We start from the raw sequence: 17797 nt of genomic DNA, 5'->3' as shown, positions 1-17797 counted from the left end.
CTGATCGACGCGAGGGACTGGCTGACGGTGTTCGTGCTGCCCGCCTACGCACCCGAGCTGAACGCGGTCGAGTACCTGTGGGCCCACGTCAAACGCAGCCTCGCGAACCTCGCCAGTGTCGCCCTCGACCGACTCGAAGCCCTCGTCCGCAACCGACTCAAACGACTGCAGTACCGCTCCGACATCCTCAACGGCTTCCTCACCGGAACCGGACTCTCCCTCGACCTCCCACCGCCATCACCTTGAAGCGCCGAGGTCAGTAATCGGCTTGGCTGAGGTTCGTTGCTGACTGTCGGATCCGGTCGCGCTGATGGTTCATGGCTTGGTTGACGGCCTTGCCGATGGCGTCGGTGCTGGTCTGGGCGCGGTGCGGGTAGTCCTGGTACTTCGCCTGGCGCCAGACCAGCTCGATGTCGTTCAACTCCGGGCTGCGCGGTGGCAGGTAGAACAGCTCCACCCCGATCTTGGCCAGTTGCTCGCGGCGGCCCTTGAACGCCTTGGCCGTGTGTGCCGAGGCGTTGTCCAGCACCACGGTGCACGGCCGCGGGCGCGCCCACACCGGCATTGCCTGGGCACCGAGGCCGTCAGCGGCCAGCTCCAGGGCGCCGGCGCCGCCGGGCAGGCCGGCCAGGTCCGCGCAGACGAACTCCAGCAGCACCCCGGCGTCGATCTTCCCGCAGGTGGGCTGCCAGAGAAGGTCCGGTACGGTGCCCACGATCTGGGCGCCGAGCACGTTGACCCGGCGGTTCTTGGTGTCCTCCTTCGGTACCACCGCCCGCTGCCCGACCCGGGACCAGGTGTAGCCGGTGGGCATGGTCGGGGCGAAGCCGGACTCGTCCAGGAAGATCAGGTCGCGCTCGCCCGTGTGCGCCTCCATCCGTAAGTCCGCAAGTCCTCCAGCTTGGCCTTCGCGGCCTGCTGGAGGATGGGGTCGGCCTTGTGCCGCACGCTGTCACGGGTTCGTTTCCAGCGGAAGCCGTCGCGGCGCAGCAGCTCCCAGAGCCAGTCGGCGGAGATGTCCACCCCGCGCTGTTCGCGCAGCCACTCGCGCAGTGCCGGGACGGTCCAGGTGATCCCTTCCGCGGCGGAGACGTCCAGCAGCCGTGCCAGCGCGGTCGTCGTCGCCGAGCACCCTGGCCGGACGTCCCGGGCGTGGTGCGTCCGGCAGCGCCTCGACCCCGCCGTCGTGGAGGCGGTGGGCCGCCGCGCGGACCGTGACCACGTTGCACTCCAGCAGGTCGGCGACCTCGGGGGCGGTCTTGCCGCGATCGAGCAGGCGGATGCACTCGGCCCGCTGCCGGGTATAGCGGGTCAGATCCCGCCGAGCCAGCAGTTCGCGCAACTCGCGACGCTGATCGATAGTCAACTCGATGCGGAGGATGTTCGACATGACGTCCCTCCCACAGGACGCCTACCCAACGCCCCACCCCGAGATCCAACGACACCCCAGCACACAACCACACAGCACGGAAGAAATCACAACTACCGCACCAGTAACTGTGATTGCAGTACTAGAGCACGCATCGCTGATGCCTGGTCGAACCCCACGCCATCCGAGGCCGCGACCGGCCAGGCGGGATGGCCGGGCAGGTCAACTGATGCCGCATCAACCAGCCGTGGCCCGGGGCGGCCTCAACGGTCCGGTCTGCTGCCGATACGGTGACGCAGGCCCCGGTCGGCAGGCGGGGTGTTCCCGAGCGGAGGCGTTGTTGATCAGCACGACCCCCAGCCAGCGCGTGATGCTGCTGATGAGGTTCCCGGAGTTGGCTGACTTCGCCCGGTCGGCTGCGCGGTTGCATCCACGGCCCGGCTCCCCGACGCCGTACGACAGCTCGGTCGGCGGGGAGCTGTTGTGGCCCGCCGACGAGGCGCGGCCCCGGTGCACGCAGCCACACACGACGCAGACCGTCGAGGTCGTGCCCGTCGCAGACGACGAGGCCCACCGCCGACACGAGGAAGAGATGGGACACCGGCGATCGAGCCTGCTGCAGTTGGAAGCGCTGGGGGCACAGGTGCCGGTCGCGCTCCTGGCCAGCGCTCGCGAGTCCCTCGCCCGGGCCGAGGCGGAGCCGCTGGCGCTGATGCAGCGCCAGGTGCGGTCGATCTCGTTCGAGGAGCCGGTGGTCATGGCCCCGGTCCTGCAACTCTTCGCCAAGGACGCTCCCGGCATCGACTTCCCGGACGGCACCGACCTGCTCCAGATCCTGTGGTGCCCCGCCTGGCATGCCGGGCGCCCGGGCCCGCGGCCGGCGGCGTTCTGGCGCACCGCCGGCGACGTCACGACGCCCCTTCAAGCGGCGCCGGTGCTCAACCACGTCTACAAAGACAACTGGGTGCCGCGCCCCTGCACGGTCCATCCCGAAGAACTCGTCGAGTACCCGCCGGTGTGCACCCTGGACGGCGCCCCCGACGCCCATCTGCTCGGCATGCTGCCGGCCCCCTTGGAAGCCCGTATCCGCAGCTGGGACAGTGGCCTGCCCGAAGACCTGTCCTACGCGACCCTCGCCCACGCGCCCGGTTGGAAGGTCGGCGGCTGGGAGTACAGCTGGCCCGATACCGACCCGCTGACCTCGTGCGAGTGCGGTGCCCCCATGCGCCCGCTCCTGGAGACGTATTCGAACGAGGAGTTGGGCGGCCTCTGGACGCCCAACAGCGCACCACCGTTCACCTGGGGCGACCCGGGCAATTGGCAGGACCAACAGCCAACCGGCGTCTCCATCGCCCGCAACGGCGCCACCTGGATACGCGTCTGCACCACCGAGCCGCGCCATCCGCTCGACTTTGGCCTCTTCTGAACCGAACCAGCGGGGCCCGTCTCCTCGCTCACGAATGTCGATCTCTGCTGTGCCGGGGAAGGCGCATGTCTCTCCCCGGTCAACCGGCCACCGTTCGCCCCTGCAGGGCGCTGTGCACCCACTCCGCCTACCGGCCGGCTGGGGCGGTGAAACACCGCCTCCATCGGGCACGGATGCGCAGTGCGGCAATCCGTCGGGCTGGGGTTGAGCTGATGGGTCCGGCGGCGCGAGCCGGGGGTGTCGATCAGACCGAGGTCACGTCACGAACATGACCGCGACGTATCTCGCCAGCTCAACGACGTCTCGCACAGCCTCACGTCAGGAAAAGTCCTGGAGGCGAGGCGCGCGTGGCGTTTCCTCGTTCGCCGCCACGGCGAACCCGCCCCCGGCCCCCGGCCGGACCTGTCGGTCGCCCCCTCCGCCCGGCAGTGGGCCCTCATCCCCTCCTGGGACTGGCACCGAGCAGGTGTCGACAGCAAACGCGCCGACACCATCCAGCGCGCCGTACGGCTCGCCCCGCGGCTGGAGGAGGCCTCCGCCATGACAAGCGCGGACGCGCACGCCCGGCTGATGGCGGTGCCCGGCATCGGGATCTGGACCGCTGCCGAAACCCTCCAGCGCGCCAACGGCGACCCCGACGCCGTCTCCGTCGGCGACTTCCACCTCGCCAACCACATCGGCCACTTCTTCACAGGACGTGCCAGAAGCACCGACGAGCAGATGCTCGAACTCCTCGCCCCCTACGCCGGCCAGCGCCACCGCGTCTGCAAACCTGTAGGGTCCGCGAGTTGATGCGCAAGGTCGACAACCGATGCGCACTGGACGCGCAAATCCGCGGGACGGTACGCAATGACTGCGGACCGCAACGGTCGGTTGTCGACGTCTTGTGGTCTCGTCGGGCGGGCTGGGCGCGTCGTCGCTCCGTACGGTGCTTGGCATGGCCGTGCGGAGCACGGGCGTCGCCGTCAGCATCGGTGGCGAAGCGGATGACGTCTCCTCCGGCGACCCCGTCCTGCAGGAAGGGGAACATTCTCCACCCGAGCTGTGTCGTCGCCGAGGCCTGGTGCACCAACTGGGACGCGGCCAACGGCAACTGTTTCTTCAACACCGTCGGCGCCCACGTTCATGCGATGCCACAACCAGCCCCACAGGGGCGTCCTCCGCTTGTACTGTTGACGGCAAGTCACTTACCCGGCAGGGGGATTGCCTTGGACGTAACGCTCGCCGCAGCAGGCGGTCAGGGGGCGGACGAGCTGCGCTCGCTGCGCGCCTGGCTCACCGACGTCGACGAACTGCGCGGCCGGGTCACCTCGGTGGAGAGTCCGCCTGTCCCGGGCACGCTCGGCCCGGTGCTCGACGCACTGGCGGTGGCGCTCGGGCCGGGCGGCGTCGCGACGGCGCTAGCCACTGCGGTCTTCTCCTGGATCCGCCAGCGGCGCGGCGAGGTAACTCTAAAGATCAGCCGGCCAGACGGTGCCTCGGTCGAGATCTCGGGCAAGCGCGTCCAGGGTCTGGACGACCGCATGATCCGGGAGCTGCTGGCGGACGCCATCGGCGTACTGGAGGCGGCGGAGGGCACGGGCGAGGCCGAGGGCCCGCGGTGACGGATCTGTCGGGTGCGGGCGTCCGGGTGCTGCTGATCGGCACGGCGACGCACCCGGGGCCGACGCTGACCTCTGTTCCTGCGGTCTCCCGGACCATCGACGCCCTGCGGGATCGTCTGATCAACCGGTGCGGCGTGCCCGCCGACCAGGTGCGCCTGCTGGCCGACCCGGAGACCGCGCGGGACATGGCCACGGCCATCGCTGAGGAGGCGCAGCAAGCCCAGACCACACTGCTGCTCTACTACCTCGGGCACGGCCTCATCGGCCCTGGCGACGAGTTGTACCTCGCGGCGAGCAGCAGCGACCAGCTGACGCCCGGTCTGGCCGCCCATCAGGCGCTGCGACTGGCCGACTTGCGGGAAGCGCTGAGCGCCTGCCGGGCCTCCTCGGTCGTGGTGGTCCTCGACTGCTGCTTCTCGGGGCGCGCCAAGCTCGGGACCCGCTCGCCGCAGCAGTTCACGCTCCCGCCCGCCCACGGCATGTATCTGCTCGGCTCGGCCGAGCAGCTCGCCCTGGCACCCGAGGACGCGCAGTACACCGCCTTCACCGGGGCGCTGATCAAGCTGCTCGACGAGGGTGATCCGCGCGGCCCGCGCCTGCTGACCCTGGACGCGGCGTACGACTACCTGTTTCGCACGCTGCGCGCCCAGCACGGCCCGTTGCCCCGTCGTCAGGCCGGCGACCGTTCGGGTGGGCTGGTGCTCGCCGTCAACCCGGCCCAGCCCGAGCCGGTGGGCCCGGTCGAGGAGGAGCCGTCCCCGGGCCGCTGCCCGTACCTGGGCCTGGAGTCCTTCGCCGTGGACGACGCGGAGTTCTTCTACGGTCGGGAGCGGTTGGTCGAGGAGCTGGTGCGGGCCTGCGGCGAGGCGCTGGACGGGCGGCAGCCGGTGATCGTGGTCGGGCCGTCCGGCGCGGGCAAGACCTCGGTATTGCATGCCGGGCTGGTCGCCGCCCTGCGCCGGGGCGTACCGGAGTTACCCGGCTCGGCCGGCTGGCCCAGCGTGCTGCTCACGCCCGGGGTGCACCCGCTGCAGGGCCTGGCCGCCGCGCTGCACCCGGACGGCATCGCCGGAGCCGAATCCCTGCGTGCGGATCCGGGCTCGGCGGCGGCGCTGGTCGGCGACGTACTGGCGGAACGGTCCGGCGAGCGGCTGGTGCTGGTGGTCGACCAGCTGGAGGAGCTGTTCACCGTCTGCCCGAGCCAGTCGGAGCGGACGGCCTTCCTGGCCGCGCTGGCGGCCCTAGCCGCCGACGCCTCGGTCCTGGTGGTGCTGGCTCTGCGGGCGGACTTCTACGGTCAGGCTCTGGTCTTCCCGGAGCTGGCGGCGGCGCTGCGGGACCATCAGGTGCAGGCAGTGGCGATGAGGCCGGAGGAACTGCGCGCGGCGATCGAGCGGCCGGCCGAGCTGGCCGGGCTGACGCTCGATGAGGGCCTGGCTGACCTGCTGCTGCACGAACTGGGCGCCACCCGGCTCACCGGCCCGGAGCCCGGCACGCTCCCGATGCTGTCCCACACCTTGTGGGCCATCTGGCGGCAGCGCCACGGCGCCCGGCTGACCGTGGCCGGTCTGCGGGCCACCGGCGGGATCACCCAGGCGATCGCCAACACCGCCGACGACACCTACGACCAGCTGGACGAGGCGGGCCGCAGCGCCCTCCGCCGGATGCTGCCACGCCTGGTCCGGGTCGACGACCGGACCGTGGACACCGCCCAACGGGTCGACCGCGTCGGCCTAGTGCACGGGCTGCCCGACCCCGAGGCGGCGGAGCGGGCCCTGCATCGGTTCGCCGAGGCCCGGCTGCTCGTCCTGGACGAGCAGACCGTCGCGCTGAGTCATGACGCCCTGTTGCGCGGCTGGCTGCGTCTGCGCGCGTGGGTGGATGCGGACCGCGACTGGCTGCGTACCCGTCAGCGGCTCACCGCGGACGCCGAGACCTGGTCGGAGGCCGGACAGGACTCTTCACTGCTGTACCGCGGCACCCGGCTGGCGGCCGCCCGCGAGGGGGCTGCCGAGGCCGGCCGGGCGGAGGAACTTCCGCCACGGCTGACGGAGTTCCTCGACCGCTCGAAGCAGTACGAGCGGCGCCGGGTCCGGCGCCGGAGGGCGGCGATCGCGTCCCTGGTGGTGCTGACCATGCTGTCGGTGACCGGCGGTGGTCTGGCAGTCGCCTTCCAGCAGGAATCCCGCGCCCAGCAGCAGCACGCGGTGGCCCAGCTGGTCGCGGCCGAAGCCGCCGCTCTGCGTAACGGCCAGCCCGGCCTGGCCAAGCAGCTTGCTGTGACGGCGTACCGGCTCGACCCGCAGGCAAACAAGGCCGCGCTGTTCGCCGCACTGAGTACGGACGGTGTCTTCGACGGCCAGGACCAGGTGACGGACCTGGCCCAGAGCACGGACGGGCGCCGCCTGGCCATCTCGACCGGGAACTCGGTCGCGCTGTGGAGCACGGCAGGCGTCAGCGAAGGCCGTATCCAGCTGCCGGGCGTCGGCCCGGTCGTCCTGAGCCCGGACGGACGGCTGGTCGCCGCAGCCGCCGGTCAGCAGGGAAAGCGGGCTGTGCACCTGTGGGACATCGGTGATCCCGCCCACCCCAAGGAACTCGCAATACCCCTGGCGGCCGATCAGTCCGGCGTCACCGCACTGGCCTTCAGCCCGGACGGACACCTGCTCGCCGCCGGTACGAACCGCGGCACGATCCGGCTCCTGGACCTGTCCGCGCCCGCCGTGCCGAAGCCCCTCCCGACGCTGACCGGTCACACCGGGGTCGTCGACTCGCTGACCTTCACGCCGTCCGGCCGCACCCTGGCCAGTGCCGGCGCCGACAGGTCGGTGCACCTGTGGGATCTCGCCGTGCCCGCCCGGCCGGTCGCCCTGCCGAAACTGGACGGCGGCCCGCTCGCCGACGATCTCCAGGAGAAGCCGCTGCACCGGCTGGCGTTCAGCCCGGACGGGCACCTGTTGGTCGGACCTGGGGACGACGACGGCAACGCGCTCCGGCTCTGGGACGTGCGGAACCCGGCCCAGCCGCACCTGGCCAAGACCGCGGACCGCGCCGCCGCGCCGGACTGCCGAACACGCCTGATCTCGGCCGCGTTCAGCCCGGGCGGGCACCTGCTCGCCACCGTCTGCGAGCACTCCGCGGTCCTGTGGCAGGTGAGCACCGATCCGCTCGACGTCGTCGACATCAACATGGTGGAGGAGCCCCCGATCGGCGTCACCACCAACACCGGCGCCGCCCTGTTCGTACCCGCGGGCAACCCGCTCCTGGCCAAGCCCGTGACCGGCCTGCTGCTCACCGCCACCGGACGGGGGGTCCACCTCACCGATGTGACCAACCCCTTCCAGTCCGGCGCAGCGGCCAGCCTGGGCCAGGCGCCGAGCGGGTTCGTCGTTCCCGTGGCGTTCAGTTCCGGCCCGCGGCGGCTGCTCGCCTGGGAAGGCGCGAGCGACGGGGCGCTCTGGGATCTGAGCGGCGACCCGCCGCACCACCGGCTAGCCGCCCTGCCCGGCAGCGGCCAACCGGGCGCGGCCGGCGTCGCCTTCAGCCCCGACGGCCGCATCCTGGCCACCGGCGAACTGGACCAGAACGACAAACCCGTGGTCCGCCTGCGCAGCAGCGAGCAGCCGGACGCCGCCGTGCTGTCCACGATCGACGACCTCGACAACTCCGCCGGTGCCCTCGCCTTCGCTTCCGACGGCCGTACCCTGGCGGTGTCCGACACCAATGACAACCTGGACGGCCGGGTCACCCCGACGGTGAAGCTGTACGACCTGGCGGACCGCACGCATCCCCAACGGATCGCCGTACTGCCGGGGGAGGCTTGGCGCCTGGCCTTCTCCCCCGACCACCACCTGCTGGCCGGGGGCAGCGCGGACTCGCTGCTGCTCTGGGACACCACCGACCTCCGGCACCCGGTCACCCTGCCGCCGAAGCCCCTCACCGCCGGTGCGGGCGTGTCCGAGCCGGCCTTCAGCCCGGACGGCCGCCTGCTGGCGGTGTCCGACTCCACGGGCGCGACCAGGCTGTGGGAGGTCAACGGTGGCCGGCTGAGCGACGCGGACCCGGTGGTCGTGCAGGCGCCCGGGACCGGCCCCGGGATCTCCTTCAGCCCGGACGGCCGTACCCTCGCCATGACGGGCACGGGAGACAGCTTCGCCGCCGTCGGACCGAGGGACCCACACATCGAGCTCTGGGATGTCAGCAACTGGCGGGTCCCAACGCTCCAGGCCGTGGTGGCCACGGGCCCGACGAGCGTGATCCGGCATTCCGAGATCGCGGTGAGTCCCGACGGGAAGCTCATCGCGACAGTCGGCGCGACCGTGGACATCTGGGGCACGGACCAGCCCGGCACCCTTGAGGTCATCTGCCAGTCCGTGGGCGACACCATCACGAAGGAACAGTGGCAGCGGTATGTCCCCGGCGGAACGCCGTACCGGAAGCCCTGCCCCTGACTCACCCGGCGGCCAGCGCCGCCAGTGGCGTGCCCGGCAACAGCTGCGAGCCGGAGGGCAGTTCGGCGCCGCAGGACAGCTCTGCGGCAGACGTCTCTGACAGTCCCTTACGTACGGTGACCGCGACAGGTGCCCGGCGGCTCCGCTCGCGCAAGAAGCACCGACACGACGAGTGCGCATCAGGCCCGGATTTCCAGTCGCTGCAGCAACCGATGCGCATCGAGTCGTGGACCCTACAAAACTCGCGTTCCTCGCCGGTGCCCGCGCGCCCCGCTTCGGCCCCAGGCTCGCCCCCAACGACCACCGTCGCAGGTGAGCGCGCCGACCGCGTCCCAGCCGGCGGCCCTGCAACGACGCGGTCGACCGCTGAACCGGGCTCTCTGAGTCTCTCCCCTCAGCCTCGTGGGTGTGTCGGAGGCAGTCGCTACGGTACGTCCCCGTGGGCGCTGATGATCTTGACTACCGGACCCGGACGCAGTCCGGATGTATCCCCCCGCACCTGGTCTCCTGGCTTCTCGAACTCGGCCACGCCCGGGAGGTGGAGTTCTGAGCCGGCCACGGGGAGTGGTTCTGCGCACTGGAACAGGCTCGGCTGCTCGCCGGGCAGAACCGACGGCGGGAGGCGCTGGAGGTGCTCGCCCCCTACGTTGCCACGGGATGGTGGACGGCCGCCGAGACCGCGGCGGAGCTGCTGGAGGAGGGCGGCCGGATTGACGAGGCGATCACGCTGACCCGACCCCACGCGCAGGGCGGGGACCGGCTGGCGCTGAAGTACTTCGCACGACGGCTCGCCCGGCACGGCCAGGGCAACGAGGCGTTCACCCTGCTGCGCCCGCACGTTGAGGACTGGCTCCTTGCCGAGGCGCTGGTCGACGTCGCCGAGGGAACGGGCCGGGACGAGGAGGCCGCCGCACTACTGATCCCCCGCATCGAAACCGACCCCAGTTGTGGCGACCCGTCGTGCCGGCGCCACGCTGTCGAGCCGTACAACGCCGTCAATCTGCTCGCCAAGATCCGTGAACGCCAGGGCCGCCTCGACGAGGCGATCACCCTGCTGCGCACCCCAAAGGCTGTGGCGGTCAATGGCCGTGACCCGCTGGCCCATCTGCTGACCCGGCACGACCGGATCGAGGAACTGCGCGCCTACGCGGCGGCCGAGCCGCTCGGGTACGCCGCGCAGCGTCTCGCGGAGCTGCTGGAGGAGCGTGGTGACGTCGAGGGTGCGATCGCCGTGTACCGGCAGGCGAGTAAGTCGTCCGCCCGCCGCGGCAACATGGCGGTGCAGCTCGCACGGCTCCTGGCACGGCACGGCCGGGCCGACGAGGCGATCGAGGTGATGCGCGCCGCGGCCGAGGGTGGCGCCGAGGACTGGATCGTCGACACGCTGTGCTCCCTGTACGCCGACCAGGGCCGCCCCGAAGACGGAGTGGCCTACCTCGACGCCCTCAAAGCGCGCCGCAGCCAGGAGGAATGGGAGCTCTTCTGGATACGGCTCCCGCTGATGACCGCCTGCGGCCGGACCGAGGAGGCCATCGAACAGGCACGAGAACACCCCGAAGGCAACGCCAGCTACGCGGCCCGGGACACAAGCTCCTGGCCCACGCCCGGCGCACCGAAGAGGCCGTCGCCGTCCTCGAAGAACACTCCCCCGTCGACAGCCACGCCCTGGCCGGACACCTCATCAACCTCGGCCGCGTCAACGACGCCATCGCCGCTCTCCAGCGGCACAAGCCCCAGCCACCCGCCCCCTGGAACGGCTCCTGGGCCGACGAACCTCCCTTCTAACAGCTCAGCTACGCGAGGCCTGCGCCGGGCCCATGTCCCGTCTCCTCAGCAAGGTCGACCGCGTCGCTTCGGCAAGGAGCTCAAGCGCCGTGAGATCGCCAAAGCTGTGATGTCGTCGTTCCTGGGCCCGTGCCAATCGTCCCCGGCCTGTGCCGCGACGCCCGCACCCGTGGCCGGCGCCCGCCGGTGCTGGGGCGTCGGTCTCGGCTCGGGGGCTCCGGGGAGTTCACTGCGACCAGTGGGCGTCGTCGACGTCCGGCTGCACGGTAGAGGTGGGCCGGGCGGAGTCGGGGGCGTACGCGACGCCGTCGCCGCGGATGGAGAGAGTGAAGGTGATGGTCTGGTCGGGTCCCGGTACGAGGCTGACGTAGACACTGACTCCCTCGGAGGATTCGGCGCTGAAGTTGTAGTCCGGGCCCTTCTCCGGCTCGCTGGGGGTCCACATCGGCTTGACCTGCTTGTAGCCGCGCTCCTGCCATGCGGTCTCGATGCCGTTCTTCAGCTCCGCACGATGCGAGGCGCTGATCTTGGTGCGGGCGGTGAGCTGGCGGTCGACAAAAGCAAGCCTGCTGGGCTCGCCGTCCGGACGCCGCTCGTGCTGCCGGACCGTGAAGCCCGTGTCGCTCAGTACCAAGGCGGGACTCAGGCCGCGCACCGTGTCCTGGATCGCCTGCTCGCTGCGCTCACGGAACTCCTCCGCGGTGAGGCGAACGCGCTCGGGGCCAGGAGCGGACGGGTGTGATTCGTCGTAGGCGATCCACCACCACACGCCCACGTTGAACACGAGCACAGCCCCGACCAGGCCGACGAGACCCACCACGGCCCCCAGACAACCCTTCGCCAACCCCTTGTCGAACACCCCGGCCCCCTCCGTCCTACTCCGTCCCACCACCATAGGAGCGAGGCCGGACAAGCGCCTGAGTACCCGTACTCAAGCGCAGGCCACAGGCCCGCGCCGTCCCGGATGAGGTGGGTGTACCGCGCGCAGTGAACGACCCGCGAAGTTCGGGACGCAGCCGCGAGTTCCTCGCGGAGAACGAGAAGCGGCGGTCTCTTCGAAAGCGTCGAAGACGACGAGGCACTGCAGCGCGCCTGCCTGGCCGTCATCAACCAGCTGGTCTGAACGGACGAGTTGGCCGCCTGACCCTTTCACTCCGTTTTCGCCTGGCCGACCAGGCGAAAACGGAGAAGGGCAGGACGCGGGGGCAGGTACGGGGCCAGGGTGGTGGCCATGATGAACGAGAGTCCTGGACGAGGCATCAGAGGAGAACGCTGCTGCCCTGTTCGATGATCTGGTGCCCATCTGGCGGCGAGCCGCCGACACCGACCAGGGCCTCATCGGCGCCCAGGCCATCCCCTGCTGATCGGCCGCGCTACCGGGCCGTCGGCGGGGTTGAACCGCCTGGGGGCTTGCTCAGCAGGTGCTGTCGCCGCTCTGTGAAAACGGCTCTGGCTGCAGTTCCGTGAATGATCTTCGCGGACCTGTGGAGGTTTCCGACTCTCCGCCACTGGTTACTGTCGACCCACAGCCGCAGGCACTGCCCATTCCGATGCTGCCGAAACGACCGGTCGGCCCTGCAGGGAGTCCAAGCCAGCTCGACAGATCTTGATGATTTTGTCGAGGCGAAGCCGGAACTCGGCGGCACACTCGTCCGCTTCCCGTCGACGGCCAGCGCGACGCAGACCCTGGACGTGCTCGATCATCTGAGTCGTAGCCGAAGTGATCAGATTGTCCGCCACCTCAAGCATGTACAGCGGGCTCCCGGTAGCTTCCACGATCCCCGTGGCGACCCGAGCGACCGCAAGCAGCCGATCGACGCTTAGGTTAGCCTGCCGAGCGAACGCGATGGTCTCCGTGTAGCCTCCTTGCGGCAACTGATTCTGCCTGAGGGTCTCGCGTGCGCCGCACGCCCGTAGGAACGCCAGGATGGCCTGTTCCGCGACGAAGGCTTGCCGACCGTCGTCGAAAGGAATCTCGGCCGTAGTGCGCCACCCATGTCGAGCATGCCGTCGAATCCGGCTGGTGCGACTTGCCCGGCTTGTTACACCTACCTTCAGGGCATCCAGCTCGCCGCACTCTGCGATGTACAGCACAGCGCCAGCTTCGACCAGCGAATGGAAGTTCCGGCCTTGGCCGGTGCCAGTATCTGCCGTCGTGGTATGCATGCCGTGATAGTGCCGGATGACACCGACAGCCTGGCGGCTCCCGATACCAGTGATAAGGATCCACGAAAGAACAGCTCTGATCGGAGCTCCCTGAATGGCCAGGTCATCGGCATGCATGCAGGTTCGGGAGCCCCGCCCGGGTCATGCCCCCATTCGTGGTGTAGCCGATCAATCGGCGGGCGTGTTGGTGGTGTTGGGTAGCGCGGGGGCGCTTTCGGGGAGCTTGGTGGGGTAGAGCTGGTCCATGCTGCCCTCAGGCAGGTAGCGGCGGGGGAAGGCGATCCACTCGTCGTGGAGCTCGAAGGGCACGGCGGTGACCAGTCGCAGGAGGGCGTCGTCGTTGGGGAAGACCTGGACGACGACGGTGCGGCGCTTGACCTCGCGGTTGATCCGCTCCAGCGGGTTCGTCGATTGGATCTTGATCACAACCTCACACGGACCCAAGCTCCTGGGCCCACGGGCCGTCCGACCGGACGGCCCGGGAGGCCCGGGCGTAGCGGTGGTTGAGCAGGCGATCGACCTGGGGCGGAGCGGGGCTAACGGGGGCTGAGCAGGCAGAACTCGTTGCCCTCCGGGTCGGTCAGGATCCGCCACGAGATGGCGGACTGGTCGATGCCCGGGTCGGAGGCGCCCAGAGCGCGCAGCCTGGCCTCCTCGGCTGCTGGGTCGTCACCGCGGTAGGGGCTGATGTCCAGGTGGACGCGGTTCCACCCGCTCTTGGTGTCGGGGGTGCGGACGAACTCCAGGTAGGGGCCGACGCCGTGGGCGGAACGCATGGTCGCGTGGTCGTCGGCGGCCTCGTGCACCGTCCAGTCCATTGCCTCGCCCCAGAACCGGGCCATCGCCCGCGGGTCGGTGCAGTCGACCACCACTGCGGCGATCGGCCCGGTGTCCCGGTAGATCTCCCGGGGCTCCAGGACGCAGAACTCGTTGCCCTCCGGGTCGGCCATGACCGTCCAGGGGACATCGCCGTGCCCCACGTCGGCGATTGTCGCGCCGAGGTCCTTCAGGCGTGCGACCAGCTCCGCCTGATGGGCCGTCGAGGTGGTGGCCAGGTCGAGGTGCACCCGGTTCTTTACCGTCTTGGGTTCTGGGCGGGCGATGAGGTCGATGCAGACGGCCGCGGGGTCGGGGTAGGCGAAGCCGACCGGTTCGAGGTTGGTCACGCCGGGGCCCTCGCTGTCGATACCCCAACCGAGTGCCTCCGCCCAGAACCGGCCGAGCGCGGCGTCGTCCTGGGCCTTCATGTTGATCTGCACGAGTCGTGTTGCCATGCCGCAGATCCTAGATCCGGAGCCGGCCGGTTTCAGCGGAGTTCCAGGGCGTCGAGCCACCGCTCCGCGCACTGTTGCCGCCGGCTCGGTCGCCCCTTTCGTGGTGTAGCCGATCAGTTGGTGGGCTCGTTGGTGGTGTTGGGTAGTGCGGGGGCGCTTTCGTGGAGCTCGGTGGGGTAGATCCGGTCCATGCTGCCCTCGGGTAGGTAGCGGCGGGGGAAGGCGATCCATTCGTCGTGCAGTTCGAAGAGCACGGCGGTGACCAGCCGCAGGAGCGCGTCGTCGTTCGGGAAGACCTGAACGACGTCAGTGCGGCGTTTGACCTCGCGGTTGATCCGCTCCAGAGGGTTCGTCGATTGGATCTTCTTCCAATGTCGTTCCGGGAAGACCGCGAAGGCGGTCAGGTCGTCCTTCGTCTCCAGCAGCATCGCCTTGACCTTCGGGAACTGCGTGCCGAGCATGTCGGCGACGATGTCGAGCTGGGTGCGGACCGCATCGGCGGTGGGCTGGGCGAAGATCGTGCGGATCGTCGCGGCGACCATCTCCGCGGCCTCCTTGTTGATCACGCCGAAGACGTTGCGCAGGAAGTGAACGCGACAGCGCTGGTAGGCGGCCCCGAGCATGACCTTCCGGATGGCCTTGACCAGGCCCGAGTGGTGGTCGCCGATCACGAGCCGGACCCCGGCAAGGCCGCGTTCGCGCAGGTGGCGCAGGAACTGGGTCCAGAACACTTCGGTCTCGCTGTCGCCGACCATCACCCCCAGGACCTCGCGGCCGCCGTCCTCGGTGATCCCGGTGGCGATGACCACTGCTCGGGAGACGATCTGGTGCTCGACCCTGGCCTTGCAGTAGGTCGCGTCGAGGTAGATGTACGGGAAGCGGACGTGGTCCAGGGGGCGGCTGCGGAACGCGGTCAGTTGGCCGTCCAGGTCCTGGCAGATCCGGGAGACCTCGCTCTTGGAGATGCCGGTGTCCGCGCCGAGGGCCTTGACCAGGTCGTCGACCGATCGTGTGGACACGCCGTGGACGTAGGCCTCCATGATGACCGCGTACAGGGCCTGGTCGATGCGGCGCCGTCGCTCCAGCAGGCTCGGGAAGAAGCTCCCCGAGCGCAGTTTGGGGATGGCCAGGTCCAGGTCGCCGGCCTGGGTGGTCAGCGTCTTGTCCCGGTGGCCGTTGCGAAACGCGGTGCGCGTCTCGGTGTGCTCGTTCCATTCCGCGCCGATCCGGGCCGTGGCCTCGGCCTCGATCAGCTCCTGCAGCATCCGCTCGGCCACCCCACGGACGAGTTCGAGCCCGTCCGCCGAACGTAGTGACTCCAGCAGGCGTAGTAGGTCATGCTGGGACAGGGCCACCGTGCATCTCCCTCGTTGAACTGGCAGTTCATTACGGAGAGTTGCACGATGGCTGACTCATGCTCAGGAAGCGTGAGTCCTTCGCGGGTGTGCGCCCCGGGAGCGAGCCCGCGCACACCTCAACCTTGATCGGCTACACCATCCCGCGGGACGTCATCCGGCCGGGTCCCGGGGAAGCAGGGGGGTGTTCCGCGGGGCCCGGCCGGTGGGAGGCCAGCAGCGCCGAGCCGCGGCGCGGCTGCTCTGCCCGGCGGCCCGGTGGTGCTGTGGTGGGGCCGCCGTGGCGGGAATGCTAGACCCGCACATCGGCGGTGAACAGGGCTTTGACCTGCAATTTTCCGGCCGCGAACATGCCACCTGGACAGCGGCGCCGCGCGGCATCGCTCGTGGCCGGCCTGCGCCGGCCCCTCCAGCACAGGGCGCTCGCTCCCCGCTCAGGAGGTCGCGCAGCACGGGGATCTGCAGGGACGGCCAGCCGCACTCGCGCATGGTGGAAGTGGTCGCTCATTTGTGTTCCTCTAAATTTCGTCGCTGAATTCACCGAAGTGCTCAAAAGAAAAAGTCCCGGCCGCCTTTTCGGCGGCCGGGACTGGCCTTATTTCGTGTGACTGAGCGCTTCAGTTGGCGAGTTGAGCACCTCGTTCGGAAGCCATGGCTGGGAGTGGCAGCCAACTGGCGGGGACGTCGCGCATGACCAGAGCGCAGTCCAGGGTCGCACTCCCCGGCGGGAAACGGTCCGGGTCGTCGAAGAAGGACGACGCGGCGGAGCGAACCCGGCCGGCCTCCACGTGCCAGGCATTGGTCCGCAGTTCCATGCCGTCCAGGTGACGGCCGGAGCTGGTGGCCGAGAAGCCCTTTGTCCCGCCTCGGAAGAATCGGGAAGCCTCGGCAAGATCGGCGAAGAGCTCGCTTCCTCGCAGTTCGTCGGACAGCTCGACGGTGACATCCACTCGGGTGTCACCATCCCGTGTCGCCAGCGCGACGCGCATCTGACCGGACGTCTCGTGGACCTCGAAGTCGGCGCGGCCGTGTTCGCCGGGGAAGAGGCGGCCCCCAGCCCAGGCGTTGAGCCGCGAGGCGGTGTCGCGCCGTGGGATGTAAACCCCGGTCTCGACGCCGTCCGGTCCGTCCCATTCGACGGCGATCCGATGTGCCGCGTTCTCGCTCCGCAGTCCGAACGCCTTGGGCGCCCAGGCGGGCCGGACACTTCCCAGACGCAGCAGGCAGATGCCCGCGACCGCATAGCCGTGTACCAACTGCGGGCGCAGCGGCCCCGGAAGCAGGCGGGCCGCGGCATCCGGGGCGACCCGGTAGTTCACCAACAGCCGTCGCTCGACGACAGTGGACAGTTGCGGTTGCCTCATGATCCCTCGTTCTGCGCCCTGGGGCGCCATTTGGTGTGGCGAAGCACGATCTGTTCGGGGCAGACAGCGCTGAGGAACCGACCGATGCAGGCGGCCAGGCGATCCTCGGCCAGCGCGTAGAGGATTCGGTTCCCCTCCCGTCGCTCGGTGACCAGTCCGGCTCCCTTGAGCACGCCGAGATGTCGTGAGATGGAGGGCGCGCTGATCGCGAACCTGGCTGCGATCTCGCCTGCCGCGAGCTCGCCACCTCTGAGGTCCTCGAGGATCTGGCGCCTCGTCGGATCGGCGAGAGCACGGAAAGCTCCCGCCTCGTCCTGAGCTTCTGTCATACCGAGTATTTAACAACTTAGCTAAATGTCTAACAAGTGACTCTCGGCCTCCGTCGGCAGTCGCGGCTGACCACTTCGGCTCAACCCGCCGACTCGACCGCTCACCCGCCAGCTGAAGCGCTCAGTCACATTTCGGCGACACAGGGCCGCCAGCGGGGTGGTTCTACAGCTCGACGTCCATCCAGGCGACGTCGTTCAGCTCGACGTCGAGGCCGCGGGCGCGGCGTCCGCCGTCCTTGAAGTACTCGTCCCGCAGGGCCTCGGCGAGGATCGCTTCCTGCCGGGCCTGGCCGGCTCCGGCGTCACGGGCCGCGTACAGCCGCCGCGCCACGTCGCCGGGCATCTTCTGGGTGATCATCCGGGGGCGGGGGTCGTCGGTGGAGCTACCGGCCGCACTGAACCCGAAGGTCGCCTGCATGTGGAGCATGAAGCCGCGCTGCTCGGCCTGGCGACGCACCCGCCGCCTCACCCGCGGCTGCCAGGCCGAACGGACCGCCCGCTCGACCTTCGCCGCGTTGGCCTTCGTCATGGGGATGTCGCCGGCCAGCTCGCCCTCGGCGAGGGCGGTCAGGGCGTGGACCCAGCGCTGCGCGGTGCGCACCGAGACGCCGGCGGCCTGGGCGAGCTTGGCGGTGTCCTCTTTGGCGACCTTCTCCCACAGGAACTTGACCCGG

At 69.9% G+C, this 17797-nt stretch carries 16 protein-coding genes and 2 pseudogenes; 5 read left to right on the top strand and 13 right to left on the bottom strand.

The window, feature by feature from the left end:
- On the top strand, positions 1-246 hold a 246-nt coding region (locus ABZW30_RS43835), incomplete at its 5' end, for a transposase (RefSeq protein WP_355676924.1).
- Between the two features lie 10 nt (positions 247-256).
- Here the strand turns inward: ABZW30_RS43835 and ABZW30_RS43830 are convergent.
- From ABZW30_RS43830 to ABZW30_RS43820, 3 genes are read right to left on the bottom strand one after another with little or no spacing between them, the layout of a single operon-like run.
- Positions 257-877, bottom strand: coding sequence for a transposase (locus ABZW30_RS43830; protein WP_355676923.1), 621 nt, complete (start codon positions 875-877; stop codon positions 257-259).
- Entirely contained in the window at positions 847-1023 is a 177-nt protein-coding gene (locus ABZW30_RS43825) for a winged helix-turn-helix domain-containing protein (RefSeq protein WP_355676922.1), read from the bottom strand. Before ABZW30_RS43825 ends, ABZW30_RS43830 begins: the two co-directional genes overlap by 31 nt.
- Positions 953-1390 carry a helix-turn-helix domain-containing protein gene (locus tag ABZW30_RS43820; protein WP_355676921.1) on the bottom strand — a complete coding sequence of 146 codons (438 nt, stop codon included), beginning with the start codon at positions 1388-1390 and terminating at the stop codon, positions 953-955. The genes ABZW30_RS43825 and ABZW30_RS43820 overlap by 71 nt, the downstream gene beginning before the upstream one ends.
- 319 nt (positions 1391-1709) lie before the next feature.
- Here ABZW30_RS43820 and ABZW30_RS43815 point away from each other — a divergent pair, with 319 nt between their 5' ends.
- The 4 genes and pseudogenes from ABZW30_RS43815 (at position 1710) to ABZW30_RS43800 (ending at position 8850) form a co-directional block, all read left to right on the top strand.
- Positions 1710-2795 carry a hypothetical protein gene (locus tag ABZW30_RS43815; protein WP_355676920.1) on the top strand — a complete coding sequence of 362 codons (1086 nt, stop codon included), beginning with the start codon at positions 1710-1712 and terminating at the stop codon, positions 2793-2795.
- A 333-nt stretch (positions 2796-3128) separates the two neighbouring features.
- Positions 3129-3557 (top strand): annotated as a pseudogene (locus tag ABZW30_RS43810) (DNA-3-methyladenine glycosylase 2 family protein); the annotation flags it as partial.
- Between the two features lie 446 nt (positions 3558-4003).
- Positions 4004-4399 (top strand): hypothetical protein, encoded by a 396-nt coding sequence (locus tag ABZW30_RS43805; protein ID WP_355676919.1) that lies wholly within the window; start codon positions 4004-4006, stop codon positions 4397-4399.
- Positions 4396-8850 carry an AAA family ATPase gene (locus ABZW30_RS43800; protein ID WP_355676918.1) on the top strand — a complete coding sequence of 1485 codons (4455 nt, stop codon included), beginning with the start codon at positions 4396-4398 and terminating at the stop codon, positions 8848-8850. The genes ABZW30_RS43805 and ABZW30_RS43800 overlap by 4 nt, the downstream gene beginning before the upstream one ends.
- 913 nt (positions 8851-9763) lie before the next feature.
- Here ABZW30_RS43800 and ABZW30_RS43795 read toward each other — a convergent pair.
- From ABZW30_RS43795 to ABZW30_RS43750, 10 genes and pseudogenes are all read right to left on the bottom strand, one after another.
- A complete protein-coding gene (locus ABZW30_RS43795; RefSeq protein WP_355676917.1) occupies positions 9764-10402 on the bottom strand; it encodes a hypothetical protein in 639 nt (212 codons plus the stop codon).
- Positions 10403-10419: 17 nt separating this feature from the next.
- On the bottom strand, positions 10420-10578 hold the full coding sequence (locus tag ABZW30_RS43790) for a hypothetical protein (protein WP_355676916.1): 159 nt from the start codon (positions 10576-10578) through the stop codon (positions 10420-10422).
- Between the two features lie 283 nt (positions 10579-10861).
- Positions 10862-11455 (bottom strand): hypothetical protein, encoded by a 594-nt coding sequence (locus ABZW30_RS43785; RefSeq protein WP_355676915.1) that lies wholly within the window; start codon positions 11453-11455, stop codon positions 10862-10864.
- Positions 11456-12147: 692 nt separating this feature from the next.
- Complete coding sequence (locus ABZW30_RS43780; protein WP_355676914.1) at positions 12148-12801, bottom strand: hypothetical protein; 654 nt, start codon at positions 12799-12801, stop codon at positions 12148-12150.
- Between the two features lie 168 nt (positions 12802-12969).
- Positions 12970-13221, bottom strand: a pseudogene (locus tag ABZW30_RS43775) (transposase); the annotation flags it as partial.
- A gap of 116 nt (positions 13222-13337) precedes the next feature.
- Positions 13338-14075: a VOC family protein gene (locus tag ABZW30_RS43770; protein WP_355676913.1), complete on the bottom strand. Its 738-nt coding sequence runs from the start codon at positions 14073-14075 to the stop codon at positions 13338-13340.
- Positions 14076-14188: 113 nt separating this feature from the next.
- Positions 14189-15430, bottom strand: coding sequence for an IS256 family transposase (locus tag ABZW30_RS43765; RefSeq protein WP_355676912.1), 1242 nt, complete (start codon positions 15428-15430; stop codon positions 14189-14191).
- Positions 15431-16047: 617 nt separating this feature from the next.
- Complete coding sequence (locus ABZW30_RS43760) at positions 16048-16794, bottom strand: DUF2071 domain-containing protein (protein WP_355676911.1); 747 nt, start codon at positions 16792-16794, stop codon at positions 16048-16050.
- The gene (locus ABZW30_RS43755) at positions 16791-17123 is read right to left on the bottom strand and encodes a metalloregulator ArsR/SmtB family transcription factor (RefSeq protein WP_355676910.1); all 333 of its coding nucleotides are present in this window, start codon (positions 17121-17123) and stop codon (positions 16791-16793) included. The genes ABZW30_RS43760 and ABZW30_RS43755 overlap by 4 nt, the downstream gene beginning before the upstream one ends.
- A 163-nt stretch (positions 17124-17286) precedes the next feature.
- A partial coding sequence (locus ABZW30_RS43750) for an XRE family transcriptional regulator (protein ID WP_355676909.1) occupies positions 17287-17797 on the bottom strand: 511 nt, incomplete at its 5' end.

It is taken from the genome of Kitasatospora sp. NPDC004669 (genome assembly GCF_040609455.1).
In the GTDB taxonomy this organism is placed as follows: domain Bacteria; phylum Actinomycetota; class Actinomycetes; order Streptomycetales; family Streptomycetaceae; genus Kitasatospora.
This window is presented reverse-complemented; position numbering and strand designations above follow the sequence as displayed.

Coding starts and splice junctions, on each gene's coding strand:
- ABZW30_RS43830 (WP_355676923.1), bottom strand. CDS start 877: ATGGAGGCGCACACGGGCGAGCGCGACCTGATCTTCCTGGACGAGTCC.
- ABZW30_RS43820 (WP_355676921.1), bottom strand. CDS start 1,390: ATGTCGAACATCCTCCGCATCGAGTTGACTATCGATCAGCGTCGCGAG.
- ABZW30_RS43780 (WP_355676914.1), bottom strand. CDS start 12,801: ATGCATACCACGACGGCAGATACTGGCACCGGCCAAGGCCGGAACTTC.
- ABZW30_RS43770 (WP_355676913.1), bottom strand. CDS start 14,075: ATGGCAACACGACTCGTGCAGATCAACATGAAGGCCCAGGACGACGCC.
- ABZW30_RS43760 (WP_355676911.1), bottom strand. CDS start 16,794: ATGAGGCAACCGCAACTGTCCACTGTCGTCGAGCGACGGCTGTTGGTG.
- ABZW30_RS43755 (WP_355676910.1), bottom strand. CDS start 17,123: ATGACAGAAGCTCAGGACGAGGCGGGAGCTTTCCGTGCTCTCGCCGAT.